We start from the raw sequence: 24,818 nt of genomic DNA on the forward strand, positions 1-24,818 counted from the left end.
TTCCCACCCTTCACTCGCTCCAACTCCGCTCATGTCCGCAGCTTCCTACGACGTTCTCATCATCGGCTCCGGCCCCGGCGGCTACATCGCGGCCGTCCGTTGCGGCCAGCTAGGCCTGAAAACGGCCATTATCGAGAAGTACCCCACCCTGGGCGGCACCTGCCTCAACGTGGGATGCATCCCCAGCAAAGCCGTGCTCGAATCCACCGAGCTCTACCAGAAAGCCACCCACCAGTTTGCCGAGCACGGCATCGACGCCGACAACCTGCGCGCCGATTTACCTCGCCTGATGGCGCGCAAGGACCAGATAGTAAGCAAGGTGTGCGACGGCGTGGTGTACCTGATGAAGAAAAACAAGGTGGACGTCATTCAAGGCGTGGCCTCGTTTGTCGACGCTACCACCGTGCAGGTGGCGCCCAGCGACGGGGGCGGTGGGGAAGGGCAGCAGCTGACGGCCAAGAACATTATCATTGCCACCGGCTCCAAACCCAGCACCCTGCCCTTCATCACCCTGGACAAGGAGCGCATCATCACCAGCACCGAGGCGCTGGCGCTGCGTGAGCTGCCGAAGCACCTGATTATCGTGGGCGGCGGCGTTATTGGCCTGGAGCTCGGGTCGGTGTACGCCCGGCTGGGCAGCCAGGTGTCGGTGGTGGAATACACCGACGCCATCATCCCGACCATGGACCGCACCCTGGGCAAGGAGCTGCTGCGTTCCCTTAAAAAGCAGGGGCTGGCGTTTTACCTCTCCCACAAGGTCACGGCCGTGACGCGGGAAGGAGAGACGGTGAAGCTGACAGCTACCCCGGCGGCCGGCGGCGCCGACTTGCAGCTGGCAGGCGACTACTGCTTGGTGTCGGTGGGTCGCCGGCCCTACACCGACGGCCTGAACCTGGCCGCGGCCGGCGTGGAGCTGGACGAGAAGGGCCGCGTAAAAGTCAACGACGAGCTGCAAACCAACGTGCCCGGCATCTGGGCCCTAGGCGATGTGGTGCGCGGGGCCATGCTGGCCCACAAAGCCTCCGACGAGGGCGTGTTCGTGGCCGAGCGCATTGCCGGCCACCAGCCCCACGTCAACTACCTGCTCATTCCGGGGGTGGTCTACACCTGGCCCGAAGTAGCCGGCGTGGGCTACACCGAAGAGCAGCTCAAGGAAAGTGGCACCGCCTACAAGGTGGGCACCTTTCCCTACTCCGCCTCGGGGCGGGCTTTGGCCGGGGCCGATACGGAGGGGCTGGTGAAGGTGCTCACCGCCGCCGGCACCGACGAAATCCTGGGCGTGCACATGATAGGCGCCCGCATCGCCGACATTATTGCCGAAGCCGTAGCCGTGATGAGCTTCCGCGGGTCGGCCGAGGACGTGGGCATCATGTCGCACGCCCACCCCACCTACGCCGAAGCCTTCAAAGAAGCGAGCCTGAACGCGGCGGGCATCGGGGCCTTAAACATGTAACTCCCGCTTGCCATGCCTTCCAACCTGCTTGCCCCATTCCCCGGCACCCTGCTCCGCCGCTTCCAGTGCGACGGGGCGCGTTTGCTCGCGGCCCTGCTCGTGGCCCTGGCCGTGAGCGGCTGCAACTCCGAGCCCACCGACTCAGCGGCCCACGAAGCCGACATACACGACAAGCCCCGGCCTGCTCCGGTCCCGGTCGCGCCTCCGAATCTGGCCGACTCCCTGCAGCTCATGGTCCGCCAGTTGGATGCCGTGCGGCGCATCGGCTGCTGGGACGAAGACTTTGCCAGCCTGATGATTGTGCACCACGCCGGGGCCCAGCGCCTGGCGGCCGTGCAAATCTCGCGGGGCAAGGACTCTACCCTGCGGGCCATGGCCAAGCACGTGGTGAAAAGCCACGAAAAAGACACCCACGTGCTCGCCTTGGCTCTCAAACGCGAGCCGCCCGCCGGGCAGGAGTACCGGCCGGGCAACGCCAAAGACCCGTTCGTGCGCCGCATTGCGGCGGCCTTGGCCCCCCTGCGCCAGGTGCCGACTCTGCCCGGCAGCCCCGACGCCGACTTTGCCACTCTGATGGAGCTGCACCACCGCAGCGGCGTAGCCCTGGCCCAGGCGGAGCTGGCGTTTGGCCGCAACGCCGAGCTGCGTGATGCGGCCCGGCGCATCGTGCGCGACCAGCAGCAGGAAATCAAGCAATTTCAGCGCTGGCTGAAAAGCAACCCCGCCGGGGTGACCAACTAAACCCGGCCCAAACTGCCTTTCCCTCATTTCCAGCCTTTCCCCAGCTTATCTTCCGGCCATGTTTGCCCCCGCTTTGTCTGTTTTCAAACTCGCCGCGGTCCTGTCGCTCCTAGGACTGCTGCTGAGTGGCTGCGGCCGCAAAACCGACGAGACGCAGGACGCGCACATGGCGCAAGTGCCTTCCACCATGATGCAGGCCCTGCACACGATGGATGAGCACTCCCAGGCTTTGCCCCGCACCGGTAATCTGGACCTGTACTTTGCCCGGCTCATGCGGGAAAACCACCAGGCCGCCGTGTCCATGTCGGCCCTGGAGCTTGAGCACGGGCGAGATGCTACGCTGCGCGCCCTGGCCCGCGACATTCACCGGGCGCACCAGCAGCTGATTCCCGGCCTGGACTCGGCCATTCAGCGCATCCTGGACCAGCCGCCCACCTATCCGGAGCACACCCCGCAGTCCCACGAGCTGGGGGAGCTGCTGGAAGCGGCCACCAAGGGCTTGCACCCGGCGGCGCACCGGCTCATCGCCGGCGACACCAGCCGGACCGCCCCCCCGGCGAAAGTCGAGGAGCAGCGGCAGGACGCCGGCACCGGAGACATCGACCGTGACTACGCGACCTTGTTGATTCCGCACCACGAAAACTCCATCACCCTGGCCCGGGCCGAGCTGGAGTTGGGCCGCGACGAAGGGCTCAAAAAAACAGCTTACCTTATCCTGATTGACCAGCAGCGGGAGATTGACCAGGTTCGGGCGTGGCTCAGGCAGCACCCGGCCAAGGCCCGGTGAGCCTCTTAGCGGGCACAATCAAGAGGGCATGCAACGGAATCCCGCCCAACTGTGTTAGGCCGGCATGTGTGAACACCATAAGCCCGCCCTGAAGCTGCAACGCATGGGCATCTACCTCTTCGTCGGCGTTCTGGTCTTGCTGGGCCAGTTTTACGGGCAATAAGCCCGGGAGCGGCGCGAGCTATACCTAGACGACCAGGCGGCCAGCGTGGCACTGGGTGGGGTGGCAGCGAAAGTTCTCCTGGCAGCGGCTACCCCCTACAGAAGAAGGCTCCTTAAAAAGCCACTCGGATGCTGATGGTGGTCCATCGGTGGGTGCGGGCGCCCGTGAACTCTGGTGAAATCCAGGTCAGGGCCGTTTCCACGCGCACGCCCGCGTAGCCAAGTCCCAGCGTGCCGGTACTCTGCGCCACCGCCCGGCTCACGGCCGACGCCGGCAGCACATAGGGATTGCGGCGATTGAAGAGCCCACCCTGCAGGGTGGCATTGTAGCCTACCAAGCGGCCTTCAACCTGCGCCTGCCCGTAGGCCTGCACCCGTCCGTGCGGGCAACGAGTTGCCCGGCTTGCGACGCCAAGCCCCTCGAACGTGGGCTGGCGCCAGCCCACCCGCAGGGTAGTGCCCGCGGCCGCGTAAGTTTGCAGCGTCCCCAGCGAAGCACTGGCCGAACCGTTGAGTTCGGCCACTCGCCCCAGGGCCAGCAGCTGCTTCTCCAGCCGGGCCTCGCACCCCAGCACCACGTCGGTTTGCACCTGGTAGTCCCAGCCGCGGGGCGTCGGGGCGCCGAGCAGTTCGTGAAACTTGGTTTGGAAGCCTTTGGCGCCCGCTGGCGGACCCAGAATGCCCACGTTTAGGGCTGTGGTCAACCGCAGCCGCCGGCCGGGGTGCGTGGCCACGCGCAGCAGGTCGGCGAAGATGTAGGAGGCGTAGGGCCGGTCCCCAACGCGAATAGAGGGGTCCTGGATGCGCAGGGGCGTAAAGCCGTCGTAGTGCAGGCGGATACCGTGGTGCAGGGTACTACCCGCCGGCACCGGCCCCAGAATCCGGTTCACCGGGGAGCGTTGCAGGCCCGGGCTTACCAGCAGCAACGTCATGCCTTGGGTGTAGTAGTAGTCGGTTCGTAGAAACGCGTCGTTGGCAAAGGAGTATTCAAGCAACCGGTCTTCGCTGACCCGGGTGCTGTCCGTGGGGAGCTGGGCCTGGGCACCCAGTGGCACGAGCCCAAGCACGAATACTACCCCGCAAAGACCACGCATCATGACAAAGGCTTTAAATTAGCAACGATACCTACGCCACAGGCATCCGTTTTGGGTTGCGGGCTCAAGGGAATATCGAGGAAACCTTGCCCGCCATGAGGTGGGCCCAGTCCGGGGTAGGACCACGGAATTTCAGCGGTGCTGCCTTACTTAACAGTTATTTTTGTTACGTAATTCTCTACTTTCCAAAGCCATGCACCCCCTTCGTCTCCCTCCGTCACTGCGGCCTCACTTTCAGCGGGAATTGCAGGCCGCCCGGGTGGCCTACGCCCGGCAGGACGCGGCCGGTGCGTTTCATCATTTGGAGCGGGCCCACGTGCTGGGCCAGCGTTGGGCTATGTCCCACACGCACGTGCACCTGCTTATGCTGCTGCACGGCCTGCGCACCCGAAACCTGCGCGAAATCATAGGGCAATTGCCCCGCATCGTGTTTGGCTTTCTGGGCTCGCTAGTCGGGCAAGTGCCTACGGGCAATACCGGGGGTGCCAACGTCAAAGCCGAGCAGCCCATGCCCGTTCCGGCCGACCTGCAGCATCTGTTGACCCAATACACTTAGCCTAAAGGCATGCGTTAGCGCAAAAGCCCCTTGCGGTTTGTGCCCCATCTAATCAAGGGGCGAATGGTAGTCCATGAAAGCTCTACCTTGCTGACATGAAGCAACTCCTACTTTTTCAGCTGCAGGTACTTGATGCGCCCGTGGGTGTGCAGATGGCCGTGCAGCAGGGGAATGGAGAACTGATTTTGCCGGTGGTGTGGACCCCGGAGCGGCTCGTCTTCGAGGTTTCGTTGACGGTTAGCTTTCCTAAGGGCGAAGTGCAGCCCCGGCTCACCGGACCGGGGGTGCAAGGCCCGGTAAGCGGACGGTTTCTTTACGTGAATGCGGGCACCTCCGCTGGTCAGGTCAATTCGTGCTGGACGCGCCGGGCGAAAGTTCCGTTGCCTACGCTCACGCCCGAGATGCTGGAGCAAACCTTGAGCAGCCCCGGACTTGTCCTGCAGGCTTCCATCCACGGACAAGCCCGGGATGGCGGCCCGGCGTGCGCCAGCGTGCGATTGCTGGGCAACGGCTGGGTTCTTGCGCCGGCGTTTGCCCGCTAGTCCGGGCCGCTTAACCGCAGCAGCCTTTCGGGCCGGCGGTTTGGATGGGCGGGCAGGGCACGGTGCCGTAGGAGCAGTACACGCAGCAGTCGCCGGCCAGGGGCTTAAGCACCGTGTGGCAGCTGGTGCATTCGTAAAACCACTGGCAGGCGTCGGTCGGCATCTGCTCGGCCTGCGCGTGCTGGCACACCGGGCAAGTCAGCACCGAAGTCAGCGTCACGGTGGGCGCGGGGGTAGAAGGCGTTATTGGAATCATGGAAAGGCGCTTAACGGGTGGCGGAAGGATTCAGCACCGAATAACCCGTGCCGTTGATGGTTTTCTCGACCTTGGCTGCCGGGGTTACGGCCGCATTGAAGCGGACCTGGGCAGTGCCCTGCTCGTAGGACACTTGCACACTTTGCACTCCCGGCAGCTGCTGCACGTCGTGCTCGACGTGGCGGGCGCAGGCCTCGCAGGTCATGCCGCCGATGCGGTAGGAACTGGTTTGCAGCACCGGGGCCGCGCTGGTGGCCACCACGGGCTGGGGAGCTGCCGATGGGTAGAACCGCGCTCCGTAGTAGGGAAAGGCCAGCAGCAGCGCGGCCAGCACGGTGATTGTAGCCAGAAAGCCTCGCGACTGCATCAGCGAAGGCTTGGCCGGCACGGGGCAGCCGCAGTCATCGGCTGCCGTGGGCGCGGGTCGCAGGTGCTGAAACCAAGCGAAGCCCAGCACGCCAACGGTCAGGGCAATGAGATAGGGGCGCAACGGTTCCAGCCAGGCAAACGTGCTGGCCACGCCGCCCAGCCCGCCCACAATGGCCAGCAGCGGGGTAATGCAGCACAGCGAAGCGGCGAGGGCGGCCAGCAGGCCCGTGCCGGCCAGGGACTTGGTGGGAGTAGCGGGTGTGGAATTCATCGGGCAGGTGTGAGGGAAGCAGAGGTGGATGCCGGAGTCAGCAGCGGCTGCAGCACGGACAAATGCGCCGCCGACAGCGAGTAAAATACCGTTTGCCCTACTTTGCGGGCCTGTATCACCCCCCCGTCCTTGAGCTTGCGCAGGTGCTGGGAGATGGCCGACACGTTCATCTGCAGCACGTCGGCTAAGTCACACACGCACAGCTGCTGCTTGTCCAGCAGCAGAAACAGCATTTTCAGGCGTACCTCGTTGCCGGCCAGTGCCAACACGGCTGCCAGTGACTGCAGCTCCGGCTCGGCGGCGGCCAAGCGGTGTTTGCTCTGTTCAATGTGGGCAGTATCAGCAAAAACCCGAATGCAAGTAGGTGAGGTCATAACCTGAATTTCAACAAAGGTAGTGTTTTCTTATTTAAGCAAACGCTAAAATACGTCTCCCTTATCGTCCCGCCAATAAGTTTATGCCGGTTAATCTATCGACTGGTTCAGCCCATTATGACATTAACCCAATGGTAGATGGGACGGTACCCCACGTTTATAAAAGCTTTATTGGAAGCGGGATTGGTGATATCTGAGAGCAAACCGCAAACCTCAGCCCTGTGCTGCAACAGCCCGTTGGTCACTGTCCTCAGCAGCAAGGAAGCATACCCTTTATTCCGGTGTTCCGGCAGCGTGTACAAGCTGCCCAGCAGGGGGTTATTAAACTCCTCGGTTTCCATCACCTGCAGCATGCAGCAGACCTCGCCTTGACTTTTGACCACGAACAAGCCATTATTCTCAATTCCGTACAGCACCTGCCCAAACGCCTTGTCCTCATCCCGGGAAGGCTTGTCGGGATATTCGTCCGCATCAAACGCTAGCGTCATTTCAGTCAGCGCATGCACGTCCTCCAAGCTGCCATTTTCAACGCTGGCATTAGGTACATGGCTTTTGCCCAACACTTCATCACATTGGTAGACGAGCCGTTCCTTGAACACCCGCCACTGGCAGTCGTGCCTTTGCAGTAGCTCAACAATCAAGTCGCGCTGCCCTAGAAACTGAAAGTCCTGCTTGCAGTTGCCAACATCTACCTGCGCAGCCAATAAGTCCAGCATCGGGGCCGTCCACCCAAAGCTGAACAGATAATAACTACCCGTGACGTGCAGGGCTATTATTTGGTGGCCGTCTTCGTCCACGATGTTGTAAGCGTTGAAAACGCCTGATTCCTTGCTTCGCAGCCGGGGTAGCAGCTTAAACACGTGGAAGTAGACGTAAAAGTGCGCTTCCAGATGCTTTTGGTTATGGTCCAGGAAGTCTTGAAAGTGCGTAAACGTTAAAAGCTTTGCCATTTGAAAGAGTATGGGTGTTTTGGGCCAGCACGCGTTGCTGCCGGCCTGAATGCTACTCTGGCGTTTCGAGCTGCATCCAGGTACGGCGAGTGCCACAGGCGGTGCATTCCATCAGCAACTCCGTGGCGTGAGCATAGCGCTCCAGCACCTCTACATGGGCGTGTAGCGTTTCCTGCCGGCAAGTGGCACAGGGCAGCAACTCGGTTGCCTCCAGCTGTTCCTGCAAAAACTCAAGTTCATCGTCCTTCATCAGTGGCAAGGTAGCAGTTGGCCGCAGTCAATTGTGGCTTATCCGCTCTTCGCTTGGCTTTCCCGGATGGTTAAGGCCTCTTTGGCCTGGGCTAAGTTGAAAAGGTACTGCCGGGCCAGCGCAGGATTTTCCCGGTGGGCCCATGCCCGGGCCCGACGTGCTTTCTCAACCGGCCCTTCGGGCAGGCGCGCGGGTACTGGCTCGGGCCAATGGCAAGCGCCCTGCCGAAAGAATTCTTCGATTGCTGCCAGCAGCGTAAGCGTGCGCTCCGCTTGCTGGGGCCACTGGTCCAGCAATTGTTCCAGCTCCCAGCTGGCCGCTTCGTACTCGGCTTCTATGTATAAATCCATGGGTCTGGTTTGGGATTACGTGCGGAGATGGCGGGTGCTTACCGTTCCGGGCCTTCATGTTCACGGCCGGGCGGCGGTAGCGAGGCGATGCGCTGTGCTTCCTGCAAACTGCGCCCAGCCCCCCGCAGGGTGGCGGCATCGTCGGCCAATGCCGGTATCTTTTCGGCTCTGGTCAATGCCTCGGCCACTGCCTGTAGGTTAGCCCCGCCCAGGTAAGATGATTTCTCCACGGCCTTGGCGGCCCGCGACAAGGAATCCGCCGGCCCGGGGTAGCCCTGTTCTTCCAACCCTTCCACCAACTGTTTGGCGGCCTGCACAAAAGCGGCTGTTCCCGCGGGCGCTGAGCTGGTAACCGGTAAAGCCGGCGTGGAAGCAACTTCCTTACTTGGCACCGGGGGCTGCATAACTGCCAGCGCAGCCCCAAAACGGGCAGCCTCGCGTTTGGACTCCGGGTCCTGAAAGCGTTTATCCTGCACTACCTCCTGTAGCAGTTGTTGCAGGCCGGCTCCGTGCTGGACCACGCCGGCCTGCGGGTTGCGGTCGATGTCGAGCACCTGGCTCAGCAAGGCGTCCGCGCGCTGGTTGCGCCGGTAGTCCACGCCGGCCACCAGCTGCTGCAGGGCCGGGGTGGCGGCCACCAGTTCGCGCAGCTGCTCTATCTGCCGGACCGCGGGGGTCGGTCCGTCGGGCAGGGGGCGGACCTGACTGGAGTGGCGGGCCAACTCGGCTTCCGGCCCGGGCAGGGGCGTGGTGTTGCGGGCAAACAAGTCACGTAGGGCCTGCAAGTCCTTCTCGCGGTGAAGCGCCCCGTGCATACTCACAATACCCTGGTCCCGGGCTGGGTTAAGTTTTTCGTGCTCCTGGGCAAAGTCAACCCGGTAGCCCGCCTGCTGCGCCAGCTCACTGAATGCGGCCTGAAGCGTGCGCCCGTTGCCCTCGCGGAAGGCGTGCACGTGGTTGTAGTGGTCAAAGTAGTAGGCCGCCCGCTCGGCAAACGCGGCCGGGGTGGGCAAGCCCTTGAGGTTGTTTTCCTGCTTGAGTTGCTCACCCAGCGCGTTCAAACGCTCGTCAATACGCTCATAAGGCGCGAAGTGCATGGGCCGCTCGATACCCGGCAGGTCGGCCGCCTTGACTCCTTGAAAAGTACCCTCCCGGCGGGTCTGGCCGGCCCACTCAAATGTGTCCTGGAAAAGGTACTGGTGCGTCGCGCGCAGCCGCGCGGCATCAAAGCTGTCGCCTTGCGGGCCGCGGCCGGCGGCCAACTCCGCGAGCCGGCGCAGGGAAAGGCGCTTGGTTTCCCGGTCCAGCTCGTCAGCATCGGTGAGGCCGAGCCGGTTGTGGAAAACGCCGGTTTCCGGATTGGTGAAGCGGTCAGTCATAAACGTGCAGTACCCGGCGCTCGGTAACCGAATAACGCCGGGGGCAAAACCGCGCGGCGCTGGTGGCCGGGCTGAGGTGTTGCGAAAGAGAATTACTTGCTTGCCGCGGCGGCAGGCGCCTGGCTCGCGATGAGCTGAGCGCGGTATTCGTCGTGGCGCGCCCCCACGTAATCCAAGTCAACCAGCCCATCTATATACTGCTCGTGGAGCGCGGCCTGCCACTCCGGCACTTCATAGGGACCCTGGCTGCGGGTGATGCCCAGCGACTGGCTAATGATGAACTGCCGCTGCTCGCGGGTCTGCTCGCGGGGGCCAAACTGCGGGGTCGGATAGGCGGGCGTTTCCATCATGCAAAATACGTAAATGGGAGGAACTAGAGGCATTTAATTAACAAAAAACCGGCCCTGAAGGTGCCTCAAATACCGCCTAAAGCATGGGCTCATTGTCCGGCATCTGGCCCGGCTTGAGGGTGTTGGCGTACTGCCCGACGATGCCGGCCACGTCCTCGCGTATCAGGGCAAAGTTGGCCTGAATGACGGCCTGCAGGGCGCCGACCGCCTCGGCTGCGGGCTGGCTCCCGGCCTGCCGCGCCGCCCGGCGCTGGCTCAGCCAGTCCTGGCTGGGCTCCTTCCCTGCCGGCGACGCTTCCAGTACCGGCGCCGGCCCGCCCTCGAACGTGGCCAAGGGGTGCAGCGGGTAATTGCCTGGCGTGGCCTGACGCGCCACTTTCCCCTGGAAAAAGGGCTGCTCCGTTTCCACGGTCTGCCCGATAAATTCTCCCGTCTCCAGGGTAATGGTGTCCTGCAGGCGCACGAGGTTGCGTTCCTGCCAACTCACGCTCTGGTTGCTGCTGCTGCCCGCGCCGCGGGCGCCGCCGCTCTGGCTGCGGCCCAGGCTGGCCGATACCATCTCCCGGTCTTCCTTGCCCACAAGCTCAGACACGAACTTGGCTGTCTCTAGCGAATTGACCTTGCCGAAAAACTGATTGTTAAGGTTGCTCACCATCACCTGCATCTTCTCCCGGCCATAAGCGTCAATCATCTGGCTCAGGTCCTGGGTCATGTAAATCATGGCCACCTTGTTGCTGCGCGCCGTGGCCGGTATCACCTCCAGGTTGGGCACGTAGATGGTAGCGGCCTCGTCGAGGAACACGTAGCTCGGGTGCTTGTGCTGCTGGTTCATTAGCTTCAGGGCCACTGCTACGATGCAGCTGATGACCGGCGAGAAGGTTTCCTTGAGTGTGGGGTCGTTGCCTACCACTAGTACCTTGGGGGCTTTCTTGTCGTTCAGCTCCAGGCTGAACCCCTCCCCTCTCGCCTCGTCCGGCGTGAGCACCCAGGCAATTTCCGGTGAGTTAATGCGGGTGAGCACAATCTGCAGCGAGGCAATGACGCCGGCCACCTGCTTCTCGGCCCGCTGCTTGACGGCCGTGGTGATGGAGCGCACCATGTCCCCGCACTCGGGGTCCGAGTCGAGCATGCTCAGCACGTGGGTAAAGTCCGGGTGCAGGGCCGTGTTCACCACGTGGGGCAGGGTGCAGAACGTGGGAAAGTTCTTCTTGTAAAACCAGATGATGGCCGTCAGGAAGGCGTTGGCGCTGGTGTCAAAGAAGTCCATCTTTTTGATGCTCTCCGGGTTCAGGTTGGCCATGATGGCGCGGGCGTACTCGTTGGCATAAGCCACCACCGGCATCTTGTCGGCCCGTAGCGGGTTCACTCGCTCGCTGCGTTCCAGGTCTTTAAAGTTGATGATGTGCAGCTGCACTTGAGCGGGCTCCTTCCCTGCCGCCCTGGCTTTGGCATCGGCCAGCACAAAAGCCTTCTGCGCGGCTTCGGCCAGCACCGGAAACTTAAAGTCGTAGATGAGGCCGGCAAAGCCCTTCTGCGTGAACTGCTCAATCAAAGGTTCCCCGATGGAATACGACTTACCTGCCCCGGCGCCGCCCAGCACCAGCGTGCCCCGAAACGGGTTGGGAATGTTAATCCAGCCCCCATCGGTCGTGGCCAAGCTAAAGCCGTGCTCCGACTGCTGCTGCTGGCGCTCGGTGCGCAGCCCAAACCGCTCGGTCTTGTGCAGGGCCCGCACCACACCCGCAACCAGGCCCGCGCCCAGAACCAGCCCGGCGGCCGTGGGATAGAGCCAGGCAATGATGCCCGCCGAAAACGGGGCCAGGGCCAGCAGCAGCGTCCCACTGAGTGAGCCCACCCCCGCAGCCGCCAGCTGCACGCGCCGCAGCTGCAGCTGTGTGGGCTGCCAGCGCCGCTGCCCGGGCCGGGCGGGGGGCATTTTCAGCAGCAAGGCCAGCAGCCCCCCTCCTACCAGCACCGCACCGCGAACCAGAAGGCCGTAGCGCCGGTAGAAGCTCCCCAGCCCGCCCAGCAGACGGGTGGTAATTGAGGTGCCTAAGCCCGCTTTCGGGCCCGCAGCGGACGTGGCCCCCGCCACTAGGTCCGGGTGGGTCAGAAAGTAGTACTCGCCGCCGGCCAGCACCATCAGGAGAAAGGTCAGGCCGACGTAAAAGCCGGTCAGGCGTTGGTTGCCCGGCTGCCGGGGGGCGCTCATCATGCTCATGCAGAGTTTAGCTAAAGAGTAGGGTTTGATTGAATCACAGTTCGGCTTCCCACTGTCCGCGCCGACGCGGCTCGCCAATGTCCTCGGTTATCACGTGCTCGGGGCCTCTGTTGGCGCGCAGGACTTGCTGCAGGCTGTGCAGGGCCTGCCGCACATGGTGCCCGGTATTGGCGCGGGCCGGCTCCTCACGCCCCGTGGCCAGCAGGTGGTAGGCGTTGTCCAGCGGCTGCCCCTGCCGGGCCCGGTCTTCCAGCCGGCGCAGCCGGTCGTAGAAAATGGGGTCATAGCCCCGGGCCTGCGCGATGCGCTGCACCCGTTCCCCCTCCAGGCGCTGGCTCGGGTCCGCCTGGCGGTTTAAGTGCTCGACGCGCTCCGCAATTCGCGCGTTGCGTTTCGGGTTGGGCGCGTAGACGGCGGGGGCCTCTTTCCGTTTTGGGGCCGGACCCTGGTACTGAAACTGCCGCTCGAATTGCACCCGGGCCTCCTCCTGCCAATCGCGCAGACTGAACCGGCTTACGCGCCCGCCGGGGTTGAGCGTGATGCGCCGATTTCGGTCCCGGGCCGAGACCACCACGTGGATATGCGCCTGCAGGCCGGGGCGCGGCTGCCCCGCTCTGGCATCCCCTTCCTTCACGGCCGGGTCGGTGCCACGGTGGGTGCGCTCATGGTGAATGATGGCGCCCCATACCAGTTCGTCCTTCCCCACCGCCCCGCCGTCTTTGAGGCGGAAGTTCGCCGCGTAGGCCGCCATCACCTCCCGGGTGTAAGCGCGCAGCTTCGCCTCATCACCGCCCCCGATGTGCGCCAGCTCTTCCGGGCTGGGACTCAAGACCAGGGAGTAGAACTTGGCCTCGTTGGCCCGCAGTCCCTTCACGTTGTTATCGAGCGCCGCCAGTACGGATTCTCGGTCCAGTGCCTCCCGCTGCCCGTCAAAGAAGTGCGCTTCCTGGCCGTTTTGCCGGGCCTCGTGGGTCAGGTAATTCAAGGCCTGCGCGGCACTGCCCTGGTTATTATAAGCTTTCTTGCCGCTGGCTTTGGGGTTAATTAGCTTGGCGTGCATGACATTATTTCCCGTTACCAGGCTGTTTATTCAGAGACTTAATGTTAATGGCCGCCATCCCAGCGGCGGTAGCTTCCGCAATACGCTCCTGATTTTTGCGCTGTATTTTATGCAGGGCCTCCCCTCCTTCCGGGGCCAATAAATTCTCCACAACCCGCAGCGTTTGTTCCTGCACGACCTGCTGGCGCAGCTGGGAACGCACCATTTCCAGCAGCAAGCCCCGCTCCTGCTCCTGCAGATAAGAAAACACCCGGTCACCCAGCCGCTTCACTTCCGCCATAATGAGCTGCCCTTCCCGAGCCTGAGCTTCCACCGGGTTCAAGCTCCTTTCCGCGAAGTAGCGGATGGCCGCGTCGGCGTATTCTGTGCGGGTTAGGCCCAGCCGGGCGGACTCCGCTTTTACTAGCCGGTGCGCCGGGCCGCTGACTGTAAGGTGCTTCACGGCCGGGCCAGTGCTTGGCGGTGACAACGATGGGGGATTTTGGTCCTGCATAGCCAATTTTTAACTGCTAGCTGCTGTCTATTAAGAATTTAGAGATTCGTTTTAAGCTTTATCAACTCTGTTGATAAATAACTACCCTTTAATCAGCGCGTTAGCGCAATTAAAGGGTAGTCTTCTTGCTAACTACCCTGCTACCTTCTCTATTGGCATTCGCAAGGCTAGGTGCTAGCTGACTAGGCCGGTTCCGGCTACCGCCGCCTCCCCCGGTAGCCCGTGTTGATTCTGCTTTGGGTTGGAGCATGCTGTTCTGCTTGTGAGAGGTTAAGTCTGCTGCTTGTTCGGTATGCCATGCCGCACCGGTGATGCGCAGTCAGAAGGTGATGACCCCTTTTTATTATTTCCTAGGAAACAAGGAAAATAGAAACTCTGACCTTGCATCCCTGCCGCTTTACGCCCCGTATTCTGGTTTGTTTCTTAGGATTTTAGGAAATAAGTTTCTTAAGAGCTTTTGATAAATGTTTACTGAGAAGTTGGTAATCAATAATTTTTGTTTCCTTTGTTTTAAGTTTTTTCAAGAAATAAGCAAGACAAGAAATCAAGCAGCTTATTTTCTAGTAAAATAGTTGCTTTATTTTCTAGGAAACAAAAAAACAAGTTTACAAGTAAGTTTGAAAACTGAGAAATAAGCTGCTTATTTTGCAACCTGCCTACGCCCGTTGGGGCTTTACCCGTTAGTTCCCCCGTTTTATGAAAATCATCTGCGTTGCCAACCAGAAGGGTGGCATTGGTAAGAGTACCCTCATCACCGTGCTGGCCGGCGCGCTCTCGGCCGACTATGGCTACCGCGTGCTCGTGGTCGATGCCGACTCCCAGCAAACCCTGGCCGGGGTGCGCCTGACCAACGACCAGCCCAGCGTGGACCAGGAGCGCGCAGCCGGCACGCTGGCCGACCCTGCTTTTCCCTATGCCCTGGAATCAGTGGGCATGGGCCAAGTGTATGACCGGCTCGACGAGGTCAGCGACGACTACGATGTGGTGTTCATCGACGTGCCGGGCCGCTCGGATGATACGGCCATGATTGACGTGCTCAGCGGCGCCAACGTGGTGCTCGTGCCCGTGGGGGCCTCGGACGCCGAGCGCCTGGCCACGATTTCCTTTATGCAGCTGCTGCAGGAGATTTCCCGGCTCTCGCGGGAGCAGGGGCTGGACTTCCAATTCTTCGGCGTGCACTCGCACCGCACCAACCTGAAAGAGGAAAAGGACATGGACGAATTCACCGACGCCTTGGGCTTGCCGCGCCTGCAGGCCTCGCTGCGCCAGCTCGGCTGTTACAAGCGCCTCTCAACCCGCTACAGCTACCTCAACCCGGCCTACCGGCGGGCGGTGGGGGCCGATGCTGCCGTGGAAACGGAAGTGCGCGCCCTGTGCGACGAACTGATTGCCCGCGCTGGGCTCACCTCTGAACTCGTATCGTAATGGCCAAGATTCAACGCCTGAAAATCTCCACGGACGAGAAAATGTCCATGCTGCGCGGACAGCCCGGCCACATGCCGGCAGCCCCAGCCGCCACGGAGCCAGCGGCCGCAGCGCCCGTTGCACCACCAGCACCAGCACCAGCACCAGCACCAGTACCAGCACCAGTACCAGCACCAGTACCAGCACCGGTGGCCGCTCCGCCAGTAACGAAAGCTCCGGCAGCAGCGGCAGCAGCACCAGCGCCAGCCGCTCATCCCGTAACCAAGCCGCAGCAGGCCGCTGTAGCGCCGGAAGCCCGCAAGGGGAGGGGGCGCCCCCCCAAGGTACAAGCACCAGCTCAGGCGGAAAGTGGGGCTGTGGGGCTGCAGCCTTCCTTAATTCGCCTGGAGGGGGAAACCCAGCGGGCCGCCCTGGCTTACATCCACGAGGAGCTTATGCACCACAGCCGGCGGGTGTACTTAAAAGAGTTGGTCGACGAAGCGGTTAACTACTACCTCCAGCACGGCCCGCCCGCTAAAGGGAAGTAGAGGGAGTTCCAGCCGGCGAGCTAACCCCGGACTGCACCTCAGCCAGGACCACGGCGATTATGTCCTGCACGGGCTCGTTGAGCAAATCCGCAACCCGCAGCAGCTCGGCGATGGTGAGCGTGGACGGGTCGGCCTCGCGCTGCTTGATGGTGCGGTAAGTCATGCGCAGGTGCTCCATCAGCTCGCGCTCGGTGAAGCTGAAGCGGCCGTGGCGCAGCAGGTCGGTAAACCGCCGGGCCGGCGCGGTGGCAACGCGGGGCGGTAGGGGAGGGGGGGTAGGCATAAAAAACGTTAAGGAAGCAAGCCGGCAGACCGGGGACGGTGGAACGGTACCCCACTGCCCCCGGTCCCGCCGATGAAAGAAGATGTAAGCGACGGCTAAGGGTCAGCACTCGTCCAACGGATAGGGGCGCGGGTTCTGGCGCGCCTCCTCAGCCAGGGTTTGGTCTTCCCACTCGGCCACCCGCTGCATGATGTTGGTCAGCCAGCGGCCCAGCCGGGCGGGGTCGGTTTCGGCCAGGATGCGGCCGGTGGCCGTGCGGCGCTGCTCATCGGTAAAGGCGGGATGCTCCAGCAGGCGGGTCAGCTCGATGCGCTGCGTGGCGACCACGACCGTGGTCAGCGAAGGCAGGGTTTCCTGCCCCAAAATCACCGGTGGCAGCGTGGGCAGCACCGGGCGGGACGGTATGGCCCCGGTTTCCCCGCAGCATGCTGGCTGCGCATGCTCAGAGGCCACGACCACAGCCGCAGGGGCGGGGCTGGCGGGGGTCGGCTGCGGGTCGGGCTCGGTATCCTCGGGAGCCGGGCGGCCCAGTATCAGCTCTGCCGCGCGCTGGGCCCGGCTGGCGGCCTGCACCACCAGCTTTTTATCCCCGCGCAGCTGCTCCAGCCAAAACTGTAGGTAGGCGGCCGTGTTTTCCAGCGTGGCGCTGGGGTTTAGGCCAGCGTGGCCGCACAGAAAAGCGGCGCCCATTTCCGCCGTCAGCTCCTCGCGGGCGTAGCCGGCGCGGCCACTCGGGCGCAGGGCTTCGGCCAGGTCGGGACGGTCCAGGCGGCTGGCGTGGCCGGTGGCGTGGGTCAGCTCGTGAAATAGGGTCGAGTAATAGGCCTCGCCACTGATGAAGGTTTCCGGGCGGGGTACTTGTACAAAGTCAGGACCCGGAGCATAGAAGGCCTGCGTACCGCCGTGCTCAATCCGGGGGCAGGTAGCCCAATTCGTTACCAGGGCCTCGGCGGCTGCCAAGGGCTCGTGGTTCCGGTCTTGGGGCTGCTCGGGCAGGACGATTTCCACGCCTTCCACGTCGTCCACGGAAAAGACCGTGTAGTACTTGATAAATGGCGTTTTCTCTTCCTCGCCGGTTTGCTTGTCGGTGCGAGTCGTGACGTTGTAGTAAATCACGGGCATGCCCTTGGCACCCTTGCGGATGTTGCCGCCCAGCTCCTTGGCCTGCCGGAACGTTAGAAAGAACGGCGTGCCGCCGACCAGGTGCAGCAGAAAGGCATTGATGCCGGTGTAAGCCCGGCCGCTCACGTAGTTGCGGGGCAGACCGTAGGCCGCGTGCCAGGGCTTGCGCCAGGCAATCTGACCGGCTTCGAGGGCCTCAATTACCCGGTCGGTTACAAGCTGGTACACATCGGGGCGGGCAGTGTTTTGAGCGGCGGGGCGGGCTTGCTTTTTCATCGCTGAGTAAGGGCTAAGTGACTGTTTCTAAAACCGTTTCCTTACTTATTAAACGCATTTTTAGCGTCATTTGTTGCTTTTTTAACAACAATTATTGATTTATTTGCCCTTCGTAAAACATTTCTCCCCCACTGCCCCTTGGCGTCTGAACTACCCTGGGTAGTGGTCGCATCTGTAACCTGGGGACGGTGGAATGGCGCTTCCCCGAGCGTTTGCTTAGGAGACCGGCGGTTAGGGTTTAAAACGAAAACGCCCGATTGGATAACCAACCGGGCGTTTCAGCGAGCCGAGCCGCGACCTACTGCGCGGGGCCAAATTGCTGCTTGAGAAATTTGAGCAGGCTTTGGCGGGAAGCTTCCCCAATTTGAATCAGGGGGGCGCCGTCGTTAAGGTAAAACAGGATGGGGTTGGCCTTGGTAACGGCCTCGGACCAGGCCTCGGCCGACAGGGTCGATGGTAGTTGCAGCAGGGGTTGGTATTCGTCCCGGATAAGCTGTAAAATCAGGCCTTTCATGGCCGGGCAGAAGTTGGAAAATGGCCGGTGACCGGTAGATATCATAACGGAGGGTACTAGCGTGGAAGGGAATGCAAAGAGGGTTCCGGCCTGCCCGCAATAGCAAGGGCCGGAAAAAAAACAGCCCAGCCCGCGGGCAGTAAGCAAGCCGCGGGCAGCCGCATAATTGCGGCGGGACGTTTACCAGGAAGTTGGATTAGCCTCGATGCGGACCCACAAACAGGGCCGGGCGCTCGGAAATAGGCAGCGGCCGCAGAGCAGCGGGTGCCAGGGTCTGGTCTGCCAGGAGCAGGCCAAACGGAGCATGAGTAGTAGAACCTGTTTTTGCCAGCATGGTGGGCAGCTTGCTATTCCTGCAAAACTAAAGAATCAGCGCACATTTTCTGGGTCTTTGACTCAGAAGCAGAATCCGCTTACCGCTCGGGCCCGGCAGTACGCTCGGCTAGGGTGCTGGCACTAATACCGCTAGGAGCTAGACGGTGCCGCTCAGCCCGGTCGGCAGCGTGCTCGTGCAGGTGGGCGCCGGGCTGGCGGGCCACGTCATCGAGCGCCGCACTAACCCGCGCCAGGTTCGGCTGGTCGAGCCGGTAGCTGACTTCGATTTCACTGTGGCGCTGGTGAGTGGCTGGGTCGGTGGCGCTGCGCAGCGAGCCGGTGTTCAGGCCCGCGGCGCGCAGCTGCTCCGCTACGGCTTCCGCCTGACCGTTAGCCCCCGGCTGCGGCTCCGGCTCGTCGATGCGAATGATGGCCGTTTTCGTCACCGATTGCTGCTCCGGGGGAGCGGCGGCTAACCGCCGACGCTCAGCCTGCTCGTCAACGGGTTCGGTGAGCGTCACCAACGGCGACTTATCCAGCGCATCGAGCGTCTGGCTGAGCTGGCGCAGGCCGCCGGGCGTACCGTGGGGCTGGTAGCGTACGTCGAGCTCACTGCGCAGCTGTCCGCTGGTGGGGTCCGTTTCCGCTCGCAACTCTATTTGGGCGCCGGCCTTGCGCAGCAGCTCCCGCATCTGCTGGGCCTGGCTGGGTGTGGCCTCATCCGCCGGAGTGGGCTCGGTTACCGTCAGCTGCACGGCCCGCTGCAGGGCTGGGTCGCCGCTGGCCGCTGCGACTACGAGCCCAGCAGCCTGACGCCGGTGCTCGGCATCCCGGTGCTGAGCCTCCGGTGAGCTGGCTGCCTGCTCACGCTCGGCTTCGCGCTGCTGAGCCTGCTGGCGCTGCTCCTGTTCCTGACGGGCTTTTTCCTGGCGTAGCTGCTCCTTGGCCAGTTCGTCGGTGCGGGCTTGCTGTGCAATTTGCTCGCGGCTGAGGCCCTGACTTAACAGCTCCAGGTCGCGGTTAAAGTCCTTGCTGATGGCGTACTCGGTGCGAATAAAGTTCTCGGGCTGCCGGCCTGGCTCTTGGGACTGGCGCTCAAGCTGCTCGCGCTGCGTTTCGCGCTGGGCGTGCAGGGTGCGGGCCAGGTCTTCGAGGGCGTGGCTGTCAGCATTGGGAACAACCAGGCGCACGACGGTTTCCTGCCGGGTGGCCCGCTGCACCTCCAGGACCACCGTTTCGTCCGCCGCCGGCCGTAGCTGCTGCACCTGCGCGGTGAGCTGGCTCAGCTGCTCGGTACCCTCGGCACGAGTGGCGTGGTGATACTCCACCCGCAGGGCGGTGTGGTACTTGCCGGCGGCTGTGGCGTGCCACTCTACCGGGCGGGGGGCTTCGTCGTAGGCCACCTGGCCATCGGCTACTTCCCGGGCCCGGCGCGGCACCTGCAGCTCGTTGAGGTAATTGATGTTGAAGCGGCGGCCGGCGGCGTCGTTGTCGTTGGCCAGCACCACTTCCTTCGGCTCCTGCTTGTCAATGAGCTTTTGAATGAGTTCCACCTGCCGCTCGGTGACGGTGCCGCTGGTGGCCACGTAAAGCGTGTTGGGCTGCCCTTGCGCGCCGCGGTGGTGGAGCTGGTGGTAGCTCATGGCATCCACGGGGCTCTCCGACACCACCATACGCTGCACGGGCGTGTCCTTGCCCTCGGTGGGGTGCGACACCCACACCCCGGTTTTGGGCAGCTGCAGCAAGTGCTTGTACTCGTTGTTGCGCTGCTCCACGGTGGCAATGCCGTGCTCGTTGTAGAGGGGAAAAGCCGTGTTGCGGAAGTTGCCCTGCTGGCTGGTGAAGACCCGCCCCTGAAAAGCCGGGCTGTCGATGGTCTCATCGGAGAGATGGCGATTATGCAGGTAGCTGCGGTCGGTTAGCGTGGCGTGGGTGCCCATCACCGCCGCCACGAGACGGGCCCGGCGCTCGGCCTCCGATTCCATCTCGGTCGGCCCGGTGGGCGTGGGTGCGTACGCCGCCGGGGCGGGCAGTGGGGGAGAGGTGGCCGCCTGCCAGCCTTGCTCGGGCTCGCCCAAGTACTGGCGCAGGGTCTGCCGCACCTGGCCCAGGGTCTGGTTTTCGCGGGTTTTCACGAAGTCGATGATGGAGCCGGAGTCCCGGTCGTCGCCGGGGTTCAGGTACACCTGGTGGTCGCCCTTGCGGGAGACGATGAGCATCTCGCCGTCCTTTTCCAGCTGGTGCCAGTGACCACGGGGGCCGGCCTTTTTCACGTCGTAGCCGTGGCGCCGGGTGGCGTAGTCCACCAGGTCAATGGATTGCTTGAAGCGGTCGAGCTCCTGCGGGTCGTTGTCGCGCGGGGGAGAAGTTGCGGGCATAGAAGTAGAATGGAAGGGGTACAAACCAGCCGCGCCGCCGGAATCCGGGGCGGGAATCAAAACCAAAAAGCAGTAGGGGAGGGGCAGCTAGCTGACCAGCTCCTCGTGGGCGGCCAGCTGCTCGCGCAGCGTGGCCAGCAGCGCCGCGTCGGCAAAAAGGTAGTGCTCGCAGAGCTGGCCGCTCACGTACAGGCGCACCAGTTCGGTCTCGAAGCCGAACACGCGCAGGTGCTTCTGCACCAGGCGGTACTCTTCGCGCTGCAGGCTACCGGTTTTCAGGCCCACGCTGGTCGTGTAGGGAAAGCCATAGGCGGTGCAGGTGGCCCGCAGGCCCCCGTGGGGCAGGCTGCGCAGTCGCAGCTGCACGTAGCGCCGGGCTTCATCATAGGCTATGGCCAGAGCCGGATTGGGCAGTTGGGGGCCCAAGGCGGCCGGGGTAGTCGCAGGTTTGCTGGCCGGGCGGCGGGAAGCAACGGAAGCAGGCATAGGGAAAAGAGCAACGTGGAGCGGTCGGGCTCCAGGGCCTTTCCGCTAGTTAGGGGATGAAGTGGGCGTAGTAGGTGGCGCCGGGGCGTCGAAGGGTGGGTTGTCGAAGAGGTTGAGCTCGGCCTTGAAGCGGGTCAGGCTGTCGGGCGAGGTGAACAGGAAAAAGTGGCGGCGCGACTGGTGCACGATGATGCGCAGCAGCTCGGTGGGGAACTGGAAGTGGGTCATCAGCCGCTGCAAGAGCACGGCCTGGGTTTCCTCCTCCAGCTTTTTGATTTCAATCAGCCGGGCGTAGTTGAACTTGTGCTGCTGGGCCCAGGGCTTGAGCTGCCCGTGCAGTAGCGTGTTGAGGCGGTGGCGGATGTAGCGCAGAACGGTGGCATAGGAAACAATGAGCGCGGGGTCAGGAAAGCCCGCATTGACCGGCTCTACTGGGGTGGTAGCCGGGGGAGTGGGAATAGAGGTGTTCATGCAGCAGCAATTGGAGGGCGCGCAAGGTAGCAAACCAGCCGGCCGTCTGCACTACCGCCACTGCTGCGGGCATTTAACCACGTCGGCTCCGGGGCGAAAACACCCACAAAGCTTCGGTGTAGCTTCTTCAAAACTTCTCCTAAAGCAGAACTTATACGAAAGTGCTCCGTATAGTTGCCGCAATTGCTCATAAAAAACTTCGACCTGTTGCTTGAAACCCATGCTGTGGTTGGTGCTCTTTCTGCTCCTGGTGGCCCTGGGCGGGCTCTGGTGGCGCTACGCCATGCCAGCGGGTGCCGGCAGCGCCCTGGCCCCGCCCGCGCTCGACGGCAACCACGCCTCGCTGCGCACCCGGCACTATCGGCTGGCCGATTTCCAGGATGCGCCGCCGCAAGCGCCTCCCGTGGCGGACGTGGCGGCTGATGTGGCGGAGGCAGAAGCGGAAGCAGCCCCGACGAATGCCGCGACTGAAACGGCCGCGGCACGCGCAGATGATGGTCAGGCCGAAGACCAGACTCCCGCGGCTAGGGCAGAAGCGGGCCAGCTGCCCGAAAGCGCCAAGCACAACTACATCACGGCCCCGGCGCCCACAGCGACCGACGCGCACAACCGCGGCGTGGAATTGACTGCCGCCGAGCGGCGGGCCAAAATGCGCCTGGTGATGAACGAGGCGCTGAGCAACCAGCGCACCGCACCCGCCACTGCCTGAGACGCGGACCCTTACGCTCACCCTATTCACCTTTTCACCCTCCTACTTTTTCCATGCAAACACCCCTGTTCACCTCCCTGCGCCGCGGCGCGACTACTGCCGCAGCCCACGGCCTGAATCTGCTGGCCGCCGGCCAGACCTACCAACCCTCCAAACTGGAGCAGCGCGGCTACGCCCTGCTGACGGTGCTGGCCCTCTCGACCGGCGCGGCGCGGGCCCAAAGCGCCGAAGCGGCCCTCACGCAGGTCAAGGAGAAGGTGATTGGCATCGTGCAGGTCATTTTCGCCATCATCCTCATCATCGGCCTGATTCGGGTGGTAATGAAGTTTATCCAAGGCTCCCCCGACGCGTTGGGCTCCCTGGGCTGGCTCGTGGGCGGGGTGCTGCTCTGGTTCGGCTTCCAGCTCTTCAAGGACGACCTGGTGAGCGCCGTGGGCGGCAGCGAAGGCGGGGGCTTGACCAACTAAGCCGCTGCCATGCGCTCCTACAAATCCATCGAGCGGCCCGCCCAGGTGCTGGGCATGAACCTGCAGGACCTGGGCCTGCTGGTGGGCCTATTCATCGGCTCCGTGTTGCTGCTGGGCTTTCTGGGCATGGCAGTCAAAATCCCGCGCCTGGTCTACCTGCTGGTCATCCTGTCGGAAATCGGCCTCCTGCTGGGCCTGCGCTACCTCACCCGGACCCAGGCCCCCGGCTTCCTGATGGGGTGGCTCTCCTACACCTTCATTCAGCCCCGCCGCCTGGCGGTGGGGCAATTACCTCTTCCCGCTCATGGCAAAAACACCCAAAACAACCGCGTTTAACGCGGTGATGCCGGTGCATTCCTTTGAAGAAAACAAGGTGGTTTTCAAGGATGGGCGCGTCGCCGTGGGCTTCGTGATTGAGCCGGCCGAAATGGAAAGCTGGACGGTCGAAGACTACGATGCCTTCCAAACGGCGCTGGTGGGCGTGCTGCGGCCCCTGCCGGTGGGCACCATTGTGCAGAAAACCGACATCTACTACGACCGGCCCTACCGCGAGGACAAAACCCAGCAGACCTACTTCGAGGGCAAGATGAACAAGCACTTCTTCGAGCGGCTGGTCTTGTTCCAGAAGTCCTACCTGTTCCTCTCCTTCGCCCCGGTCGCGGTGAAAACCACCCGGACCAATGCCGTCAATGCGCTGGTAGCCCGGGCCGGGGAAGCCATCATCAAGAATCCTTTCGCGCAGCTTGTGCACACGCTGGAGGTAGCCGAAGCTGGCGCCGTGGAATTTACCCAGGGCCTCAAAAACCTGGGCGGCGTAGCGTTTGAGCGCATGAGCAGCCGCGAGATGCACCAACTCTACCTGCAGTACTTCAACCTGAACTTCGACGGCCAGCCCACCCGGCAGGAGCGCGAAATCGGCAACGACCTGGGCACGCTCAGCGTCGGCGAGCAAAAGGTCAACATCCTCTCCATGGTGGGGCAGGGCAGCGAGGCCCACGCGGCGGTCAAAAACAGCTACGGGGTCACCGCGCCCATGCTCTACCCGCTCACCCACGTTTTGCAGTGCCCCCACGTGCTCACCCAGGGCCTGCTCGTGCAGGACACACGCTCTGAATTAAGCTCGCTCGATACCGACCGCAAGCTCAATGCCTCGCTCTCGTTTCTCTCCACCCAGGACAATGCGCTGCGGGCCGCCGAAGTCGAGGAGTTCACGGCCGAGGTGCGGGCCGAGAACAAGCAGATTGTGGGTCTGCACCTTTCCCTACTGCTGTGGGATACCAACGACAACAGCCGGCGCGAAAACATCGAAAAGGCCACAGCGGCGTTTCGATACATGTTCGGCACGGAAAGCGTGGTGGAAAGCTACCTGGCTTTGCCCGTGTTCTTCGGGCTGCTGCCGGGTAACGCTTACCAGGTACCGGACCGCTGGCTCACCAGTACTGCCGACCGGGGCGCCTGCTACACCCACTGGACGGCCACCTACCGAACCGACCCGGTGGGGGAGTACCTGACCGACCGGTTCCGCAACCTGGTGCAGGTAAACCTGTTCAACACGGCCCTGGACAACCAGAACGCCATTGTCATCGGCCCCTCGGGCTCGGGCAAGAGCTACACCTTCGGCAACCTGATTGTGCAGCGCTTCGAAAAGGGCGCCCGCCAGATTATTATGGATGTGGGCGGCACTTACCGCAACGTGCTGCAGTCACTCAACGGAGAGGACTTCGACAACACCTACTTCGAGTACGACCCGCAGCGGCCCATCGAGTTCAACCCCTTCATCGTGCCCCGCGACGCGTCGGGCAAGTGGCTCTACAACGACGAGAAAACCAACTTCCACCTGGCCCTGCTCGCGGCCCTCTGGAAGGGCGGCAAGGACACGGCCCTGGACAAGTCAGAGCGCACCATTCTCTCGCGCTTTCTCATTGAGTACTACGCCTGCCTGAACGAAAGCCCGCGCCTGAACCAGAAGGACGAGGAGTTTCCCGGCATGGAAAGCTTCTACCGCTTCGTGGAGCAGTACGACCAGGAGATGCAGAAGCCGGTGGCCGTGCCCGGGGAGGGCGCAGAACCCGACCCGCTGGACGGTGCCCGCCGGCAGTACCAGAAAAATCTGAAGTACATCGACATGCACCAGTTCTTCCTGGTGCTGGGCCAGTACATCACCGGCGGCCGCTACGAGCGGGTGCT

Annotated in this window: 29 protein-coding genes; 11 read left to right on the top strand and 18 right to left on the bottom strand. The window is 62.9% G+C overall.

Annotated elements, in window-relative coordinates; genetic code table 11:
* Positions 1 to 31: 31 nt before the first annotated feature.
* The 3 genes from lpdA to H8B14_RS19305 are packed head-to-tail and all read left to right on the top strand — an operon-like array spanning position 32 to position 2,981.
* Positions 32 to 1,453 carry a dihydrolipoyl dehydrogenase gene (gene lpdA / locus H8B14_RS19295; RefSeq protein ID WP_187317313.1) on the top strand — a complete coding sequence of 474 codons (1,422 nt, stop codon included), beginning with the start codon at positions 32 to 34 and terminating at the stop codon, positions 1,451 to 1,453.
* Between the two features lie 12 nt (positions 1,454 to 1,465).
* Positions 1,466 to 2,194, top strand: a complete 729-nt coding sequence (locus tag H8B14_RS19300) for a DUF305 domain-containing protein (protein ID WP_187317314.1) — start codon at positions 1,466 to 1,468, stop codon at positions 2,192 to 2,194.
* Positions 2,195 to 2,252: 58 nt separating this feature from the next.
* Positions 2,253 to 2,981: a DUF305 domain-containing protein gene (locus H8B14_RS19305; RefSeq protein ID WP_187317315.1), complete on the top strand. Its 729-nt coding sequence runs from the start codon at positions 2,253 to 2,255 to the stop codon at positions 2,979 to 2,981.
* A gap of 275 nt (positions 2,982 to 3,256) precedes the next feature.
* On the opposite strand, the gene H8B14_RS19310 is transcribed toward H8B14_RS19305, so the two are convergent.
* The gene (locus tag H8B14_RS19310; RefSeq protein ID WP_187317316.1) at positions 3,257 to 4,240 is read right to left on the bottom strand and encodes a lipid A deacylase LpxR family protein; all 984 of its coding nucleotides are present in this window, start codon (positions 4,238 to 4,240) and stop codon (positions 3,257 to 3,259) included.
* Positions 4,241 to 4,430: 190 nt separating this feature from the next.
* On the opposite strand from H8B14_RS19310, the gene H8B14_RS19315 reads away from it, so the two are divergent.
* Positions 4,431 to 4,793 (top strand): DUF3703 domain-containing protein, encoded by a 363-nt coding sequence (locus H8B14_RS19315; protein WP_187317317.1) that lies wholly within the window; start codon positions 4,431 to 4,433, stop codon positions 4,791 to 4,793.
* Between the two features lie 95 nt (positions 4,794 to 4,888).
* Positions 4,889 to 5,335: a DUF5990 family protein gene (locus H8B14_RS19320; RefSeq protein ID WP_187317318.1), complete on the top strand. Its 447-nt coding sequence runs from the start codon at positions 4,889 to 4,891 to the stop codon at positions 5,333 to 5,335.
* A gap of 10 nt (positions 5,336 to 5,345) precedes the next feature.
* Here the strand turns inward: H8B14_RS19320 and H8B14_RS19325 are convergent, their stop codons facing one another.
* The 11 genes from H8B14_RS19325 to H8B14_RS19375 all read right to left on the bottom strand — a co-directional run bounded on the left by H8B14_RS19325 (position 5,346) and on the right by H8B14_RS19375 (position 13,607).
* On the bottom strand, positions 5,346 to 5,591 hold the full coding sequence (locus H8B14_RS19325; protein ID WP_187317319.1) for a GDCCVxC domain-containing (seleno)protein: 246 nt from the start codon (positions 5,589 to 5,591) through the stop codon (positions 5,346 to 5,348).
* Between the two features lie 10 nt (positions 5,592 to 5,601).
* Entirely contained in the window at positions 5,602 to 6,231 is a 630-nt protein-coding gene (merTP, locus tag H8B14_RS19330) for a mercuric transport protein MerTP (RefSeq protein WP_187317320.1), read from the bottom strand.
* On the bottom strand, positions 6,228 to 6,605 hold the full coding sequence (locus H8B14_RS19335; RefSeq protein ID WP_187317321.1) for an ArsR/SmtB family transcription factor: 378 nt from the start codon (positions 6,603 to 6,605) through the stop codon (positions 6,228 to 6,230). The genes merTP and H8B14_RS19335 overlap by 4 nt, the downstream gene beginning before the upstream one ends.
* Positions 6,606 to 6,712: 107 nt before the next feature.
* Positions 6,713 to 7,555 (bottom strand): GNAT family N-acetyltransferase, encoded by an 843-nt coding sequence (locus H8B14_RS19340; RefSeq protein WP_187317322.1) that lies wholly within the window; start codon positions 7,553 to 7,555, stop codon positions 6,713 to 6,715.
* Between the two features lie 52 nt (positions 7,556 to 7,607).
* The gene (locus tag H8B14_RS19345; protein WP_187317323.1) at positions 7,608 to 7,805 is read right to left on the bottom strand and encodes a hypothetical protein; all 198 of its coding nucleotides are present in this window, start codon (positions 7,803 to 7,805) and stop codon (positions 7,608 to 7,610) included.
* Between the two features lie 38 nt (positions 7,806 to 7,843).
* Entirely contained in the window at positions 7,844 to 8,155 is a 312-nt protein-coding gene (locus H8B14_RS19350; RefSeq protein WP_187317324.1) for a hypothetical protein, read from the bottom strand.
* Between the two features lie 38 nt (positions 8,156 to 8,193).
* Positions 8,194 to 9,534 (bottom strand): Fic/DOC family protein, encoded by a 1,341-nt coding sequence (locus tag H8B14_RS19355; protein WP_187317325.1) that lies wholly within the window; start codon positions 9,532 to 9,534, stop codon positions 8,194 to 8,196.
* 92 nt (positions 9,535 to 9,626) lie between these two features.
* Positions 9,627 to 9,917, bottom strand: a complete 291-nt coding sequence (locus tag H8B14_RS19360; protein ID WP_187317326.1) for a hypothetical protein — start codon at positions 9,915 to 9,917, stop codon at positions 9,627 to 9,629.
* Positions 9,918 to 9,960: 43 nt separating this feature from the next.
* Positions 9,961 to 12,099 carry a TraM recognition domain-containing protein gene (locus H8B14_RS19365; RefSeq protein ID WP_187317327.1) on the bottom strand — a complete coding sequence of 713 codons (2,139 nt, stop codon included), beginning with the start codon at positions 12,097 to 12,099 and terminating at the stop codon, positions 9,961 to 9,963.
* Between the two features lie 40 nt (positions 12,100 to 12,139).
* Positions 12,140 to 13,165, bottom strand: a complete 1,026-nt coding sequence (locus H8B14_RS19370) for a DUF5712 family protein (RefSeq protein ID WP_187317328.1) — start codon at positions 13,163 to 13,165, stop codon at positions 12,140 to 12,142.
* Between the two features lie 4 nt (positions 13,166 to 13,169).
* A complete protein-coding gene (locus H8B14_RS19375) occupies positions 13,170 to 13,607 on the bottom strand; it encodes a hypothetical protein (protein ID WP_187317329.1) in 438 nt (145 codons plus the stop codon).
* A gap of 747 nt (positions 13,608 to 14,354) precedes the next feature.
* Here H8B14_RS19375 and H8B14_RS19380 point away from each other — a divergent pair.
* Together H8B14_RS19380 and H8B14_RS19385 are read left to right on the top strand one after the other, a co-directional pair.
* Positions 14,355 to 15,083 (top strand): ParA family protein, encoded by a 729-nt coding sequence (locus H8B14_RS19380; RefSeq protein WP_187317330.1) that lies wholly within the window; start codon positions 14,355 to 14,357, stop codon positions 15,081 to 15,083.
* Positions 15,083 to 15,610 carry a hypothetical protein gene (locus tag H8B14_RS19385; protein WP_187317344.1) on the top strand — a complete coding sequence of 176 codons (528 nt, stop codon included), beginning with the start codon at positions 15,083 to 15,085 and terminating at the stop codon, positions 15,608 to 15,610. Before H8B14_RS19380 ends, H8B14_RS19385 begins: the two co-directional genes overlap by 1 nt.
* On the opposite strand, the gene H8B14_RS19390 is transcribed toward H8B14_RS19385, so the two are convergent.
* From H8B14_RS19390 to H8B14_RS19415, 6 genes are all read right to left on the bottom strand, one after another.
* The gene (locus H8B14_RS19390; RefSeq protein ID WP_187317331.1) at positions 15,597 to 15,893 is read right to left on the bottom strand and encodes a hypothetical protein; all 297 of its coding nucleotides are present in this window, start codon (positions 15,891 to 15,893) and stop codon (positions 15,597 to 15,599) included. The genes H8B14_RS19385 and H8B14_RS19390 overlap by 14 nt on opposite strands.
* A 102-nt stretch (positions 15,894 to 15,995) precedes the next feature.
* The gene (locus H8B14_RS19395) at positions 15,996 to 17,291 is read right to left on the bottom strand and encodes an ArdC family protein (RefSeq protein ID WP_187317332.1); all 1,296 of its coding nucleotides are present in this window, start codon (positions 17,289 to 17,291) and stop codon (positions 15,996 to 15,998) included.
* Positions 17,292 to 17,589: 298 nt separating this feature from the next.
* Positions 17,590 to 17,850, bottom strand: coding sequence for a hypothetical protein (locus tag H8B14_RS19400; protein ID WP_187317333.1), 261 nt, complete (start codon positions 17,848 to 17,850; stop codon positions 17,590 to 17,592).
* A 368-nt stretch (positions 17,851 to 18,218) separates the two neighbouring features.
* Positions 18,219 to 20,498 (bottom strand): toprim domain-containing protein, encoded by a 2,280-nt coding sequence (locus H8B14_RS19405; protein ID WP_187317334.1) that lies wholly within the window; start codon positions 20,496 to 20,498, stop codon positions 18,219 to 18,221.
* A gap of 87 nt (positions 20,499 to 20,585) precedes the next feature.
* The gene (locus tag H8B14_RS19410; protein ID WP_187317335.1) at positions 20,586 to 20,984 is read right to left on the bottom strand and encodes a hypothetical protein; all 399 of its coding nucleotides are present in this window, start codon (positions 20,982 to 20,984) and stop codon (positions 20,586 to 20,588) included.
* A 45-nt stretch (positions 20,985 to 21,029) separates the two neighbouring features.
* Positions 21,030 to 21,455, bottom strand: coding sequence for a hypothetical protein (locus H8B14_RS19415; protein ID WP_187317336.1), 426 nt, complete (start codon positions 21,453 to 21,455; stop codon positions 21,030 to 21,032).
* Between the two features lie 232 nt (positions 21,456 to 21,687).
* Here H8B14_RS19415 and H8B14_RS19420 point away from each other — a divergent pair, with 232 nt between their 5' ends.
* The 4 genes from H8B14_RS19420 to H8B14_RS19435 all read left to right on the top strand — a co-directional run.
* A complete protein-coding gene (locus H8B14_RS19420) occupies positions 21,688 to 22,164 on the top strand; it encodes a hypothetical protein (RefSeq protein WP_187317337.1) in 477 nt (158 codons plus the stop codon).
* Between the two features lie 53 nt (positions 22,165 to 22,217).
* Positions 22,218 to 22,631 (top strand): hypothetical protein, encoded by a 414-nt coding sequence (locus H8B14_RS19425; protein WP_187317338.1) that lies wholly within the window; start codon positions 22,218 to 22,220, stop codon positions 22,629 to 22,631.
* Positions 22,632 to 22,640: 9 nt separating this feature from the next.
* Positions 22,641 to 22,967, top strand: coding sequence for a hypothetical protein (locus H8B14_RS19430; protein ID WP_187317339.1), 327 nt, complete (start codon positions 22,641 to 22,643; stop codon positions 22,965 to 22,967).
* Positions 22,936 to 24,818: TraG/VirB4 family ATPase (locus tag H8B14_RS19435; RefSeq protein ID WP_187317340.1), on the top strand; the 1,883-nt coding region annotated here is incomplete at its 3' end. The genes H8B14_RS19430 and H8B14_RS19435, both read left to right, overlap by 32 nt.

Source organism: Hymenobacter puniceus, assembly GCF_014333525.1.
GTDB lineage: Bacteria > Bacteroidota > Bacteroidia > Cytophagales > Hymenobacteraceae > Hymenobacter.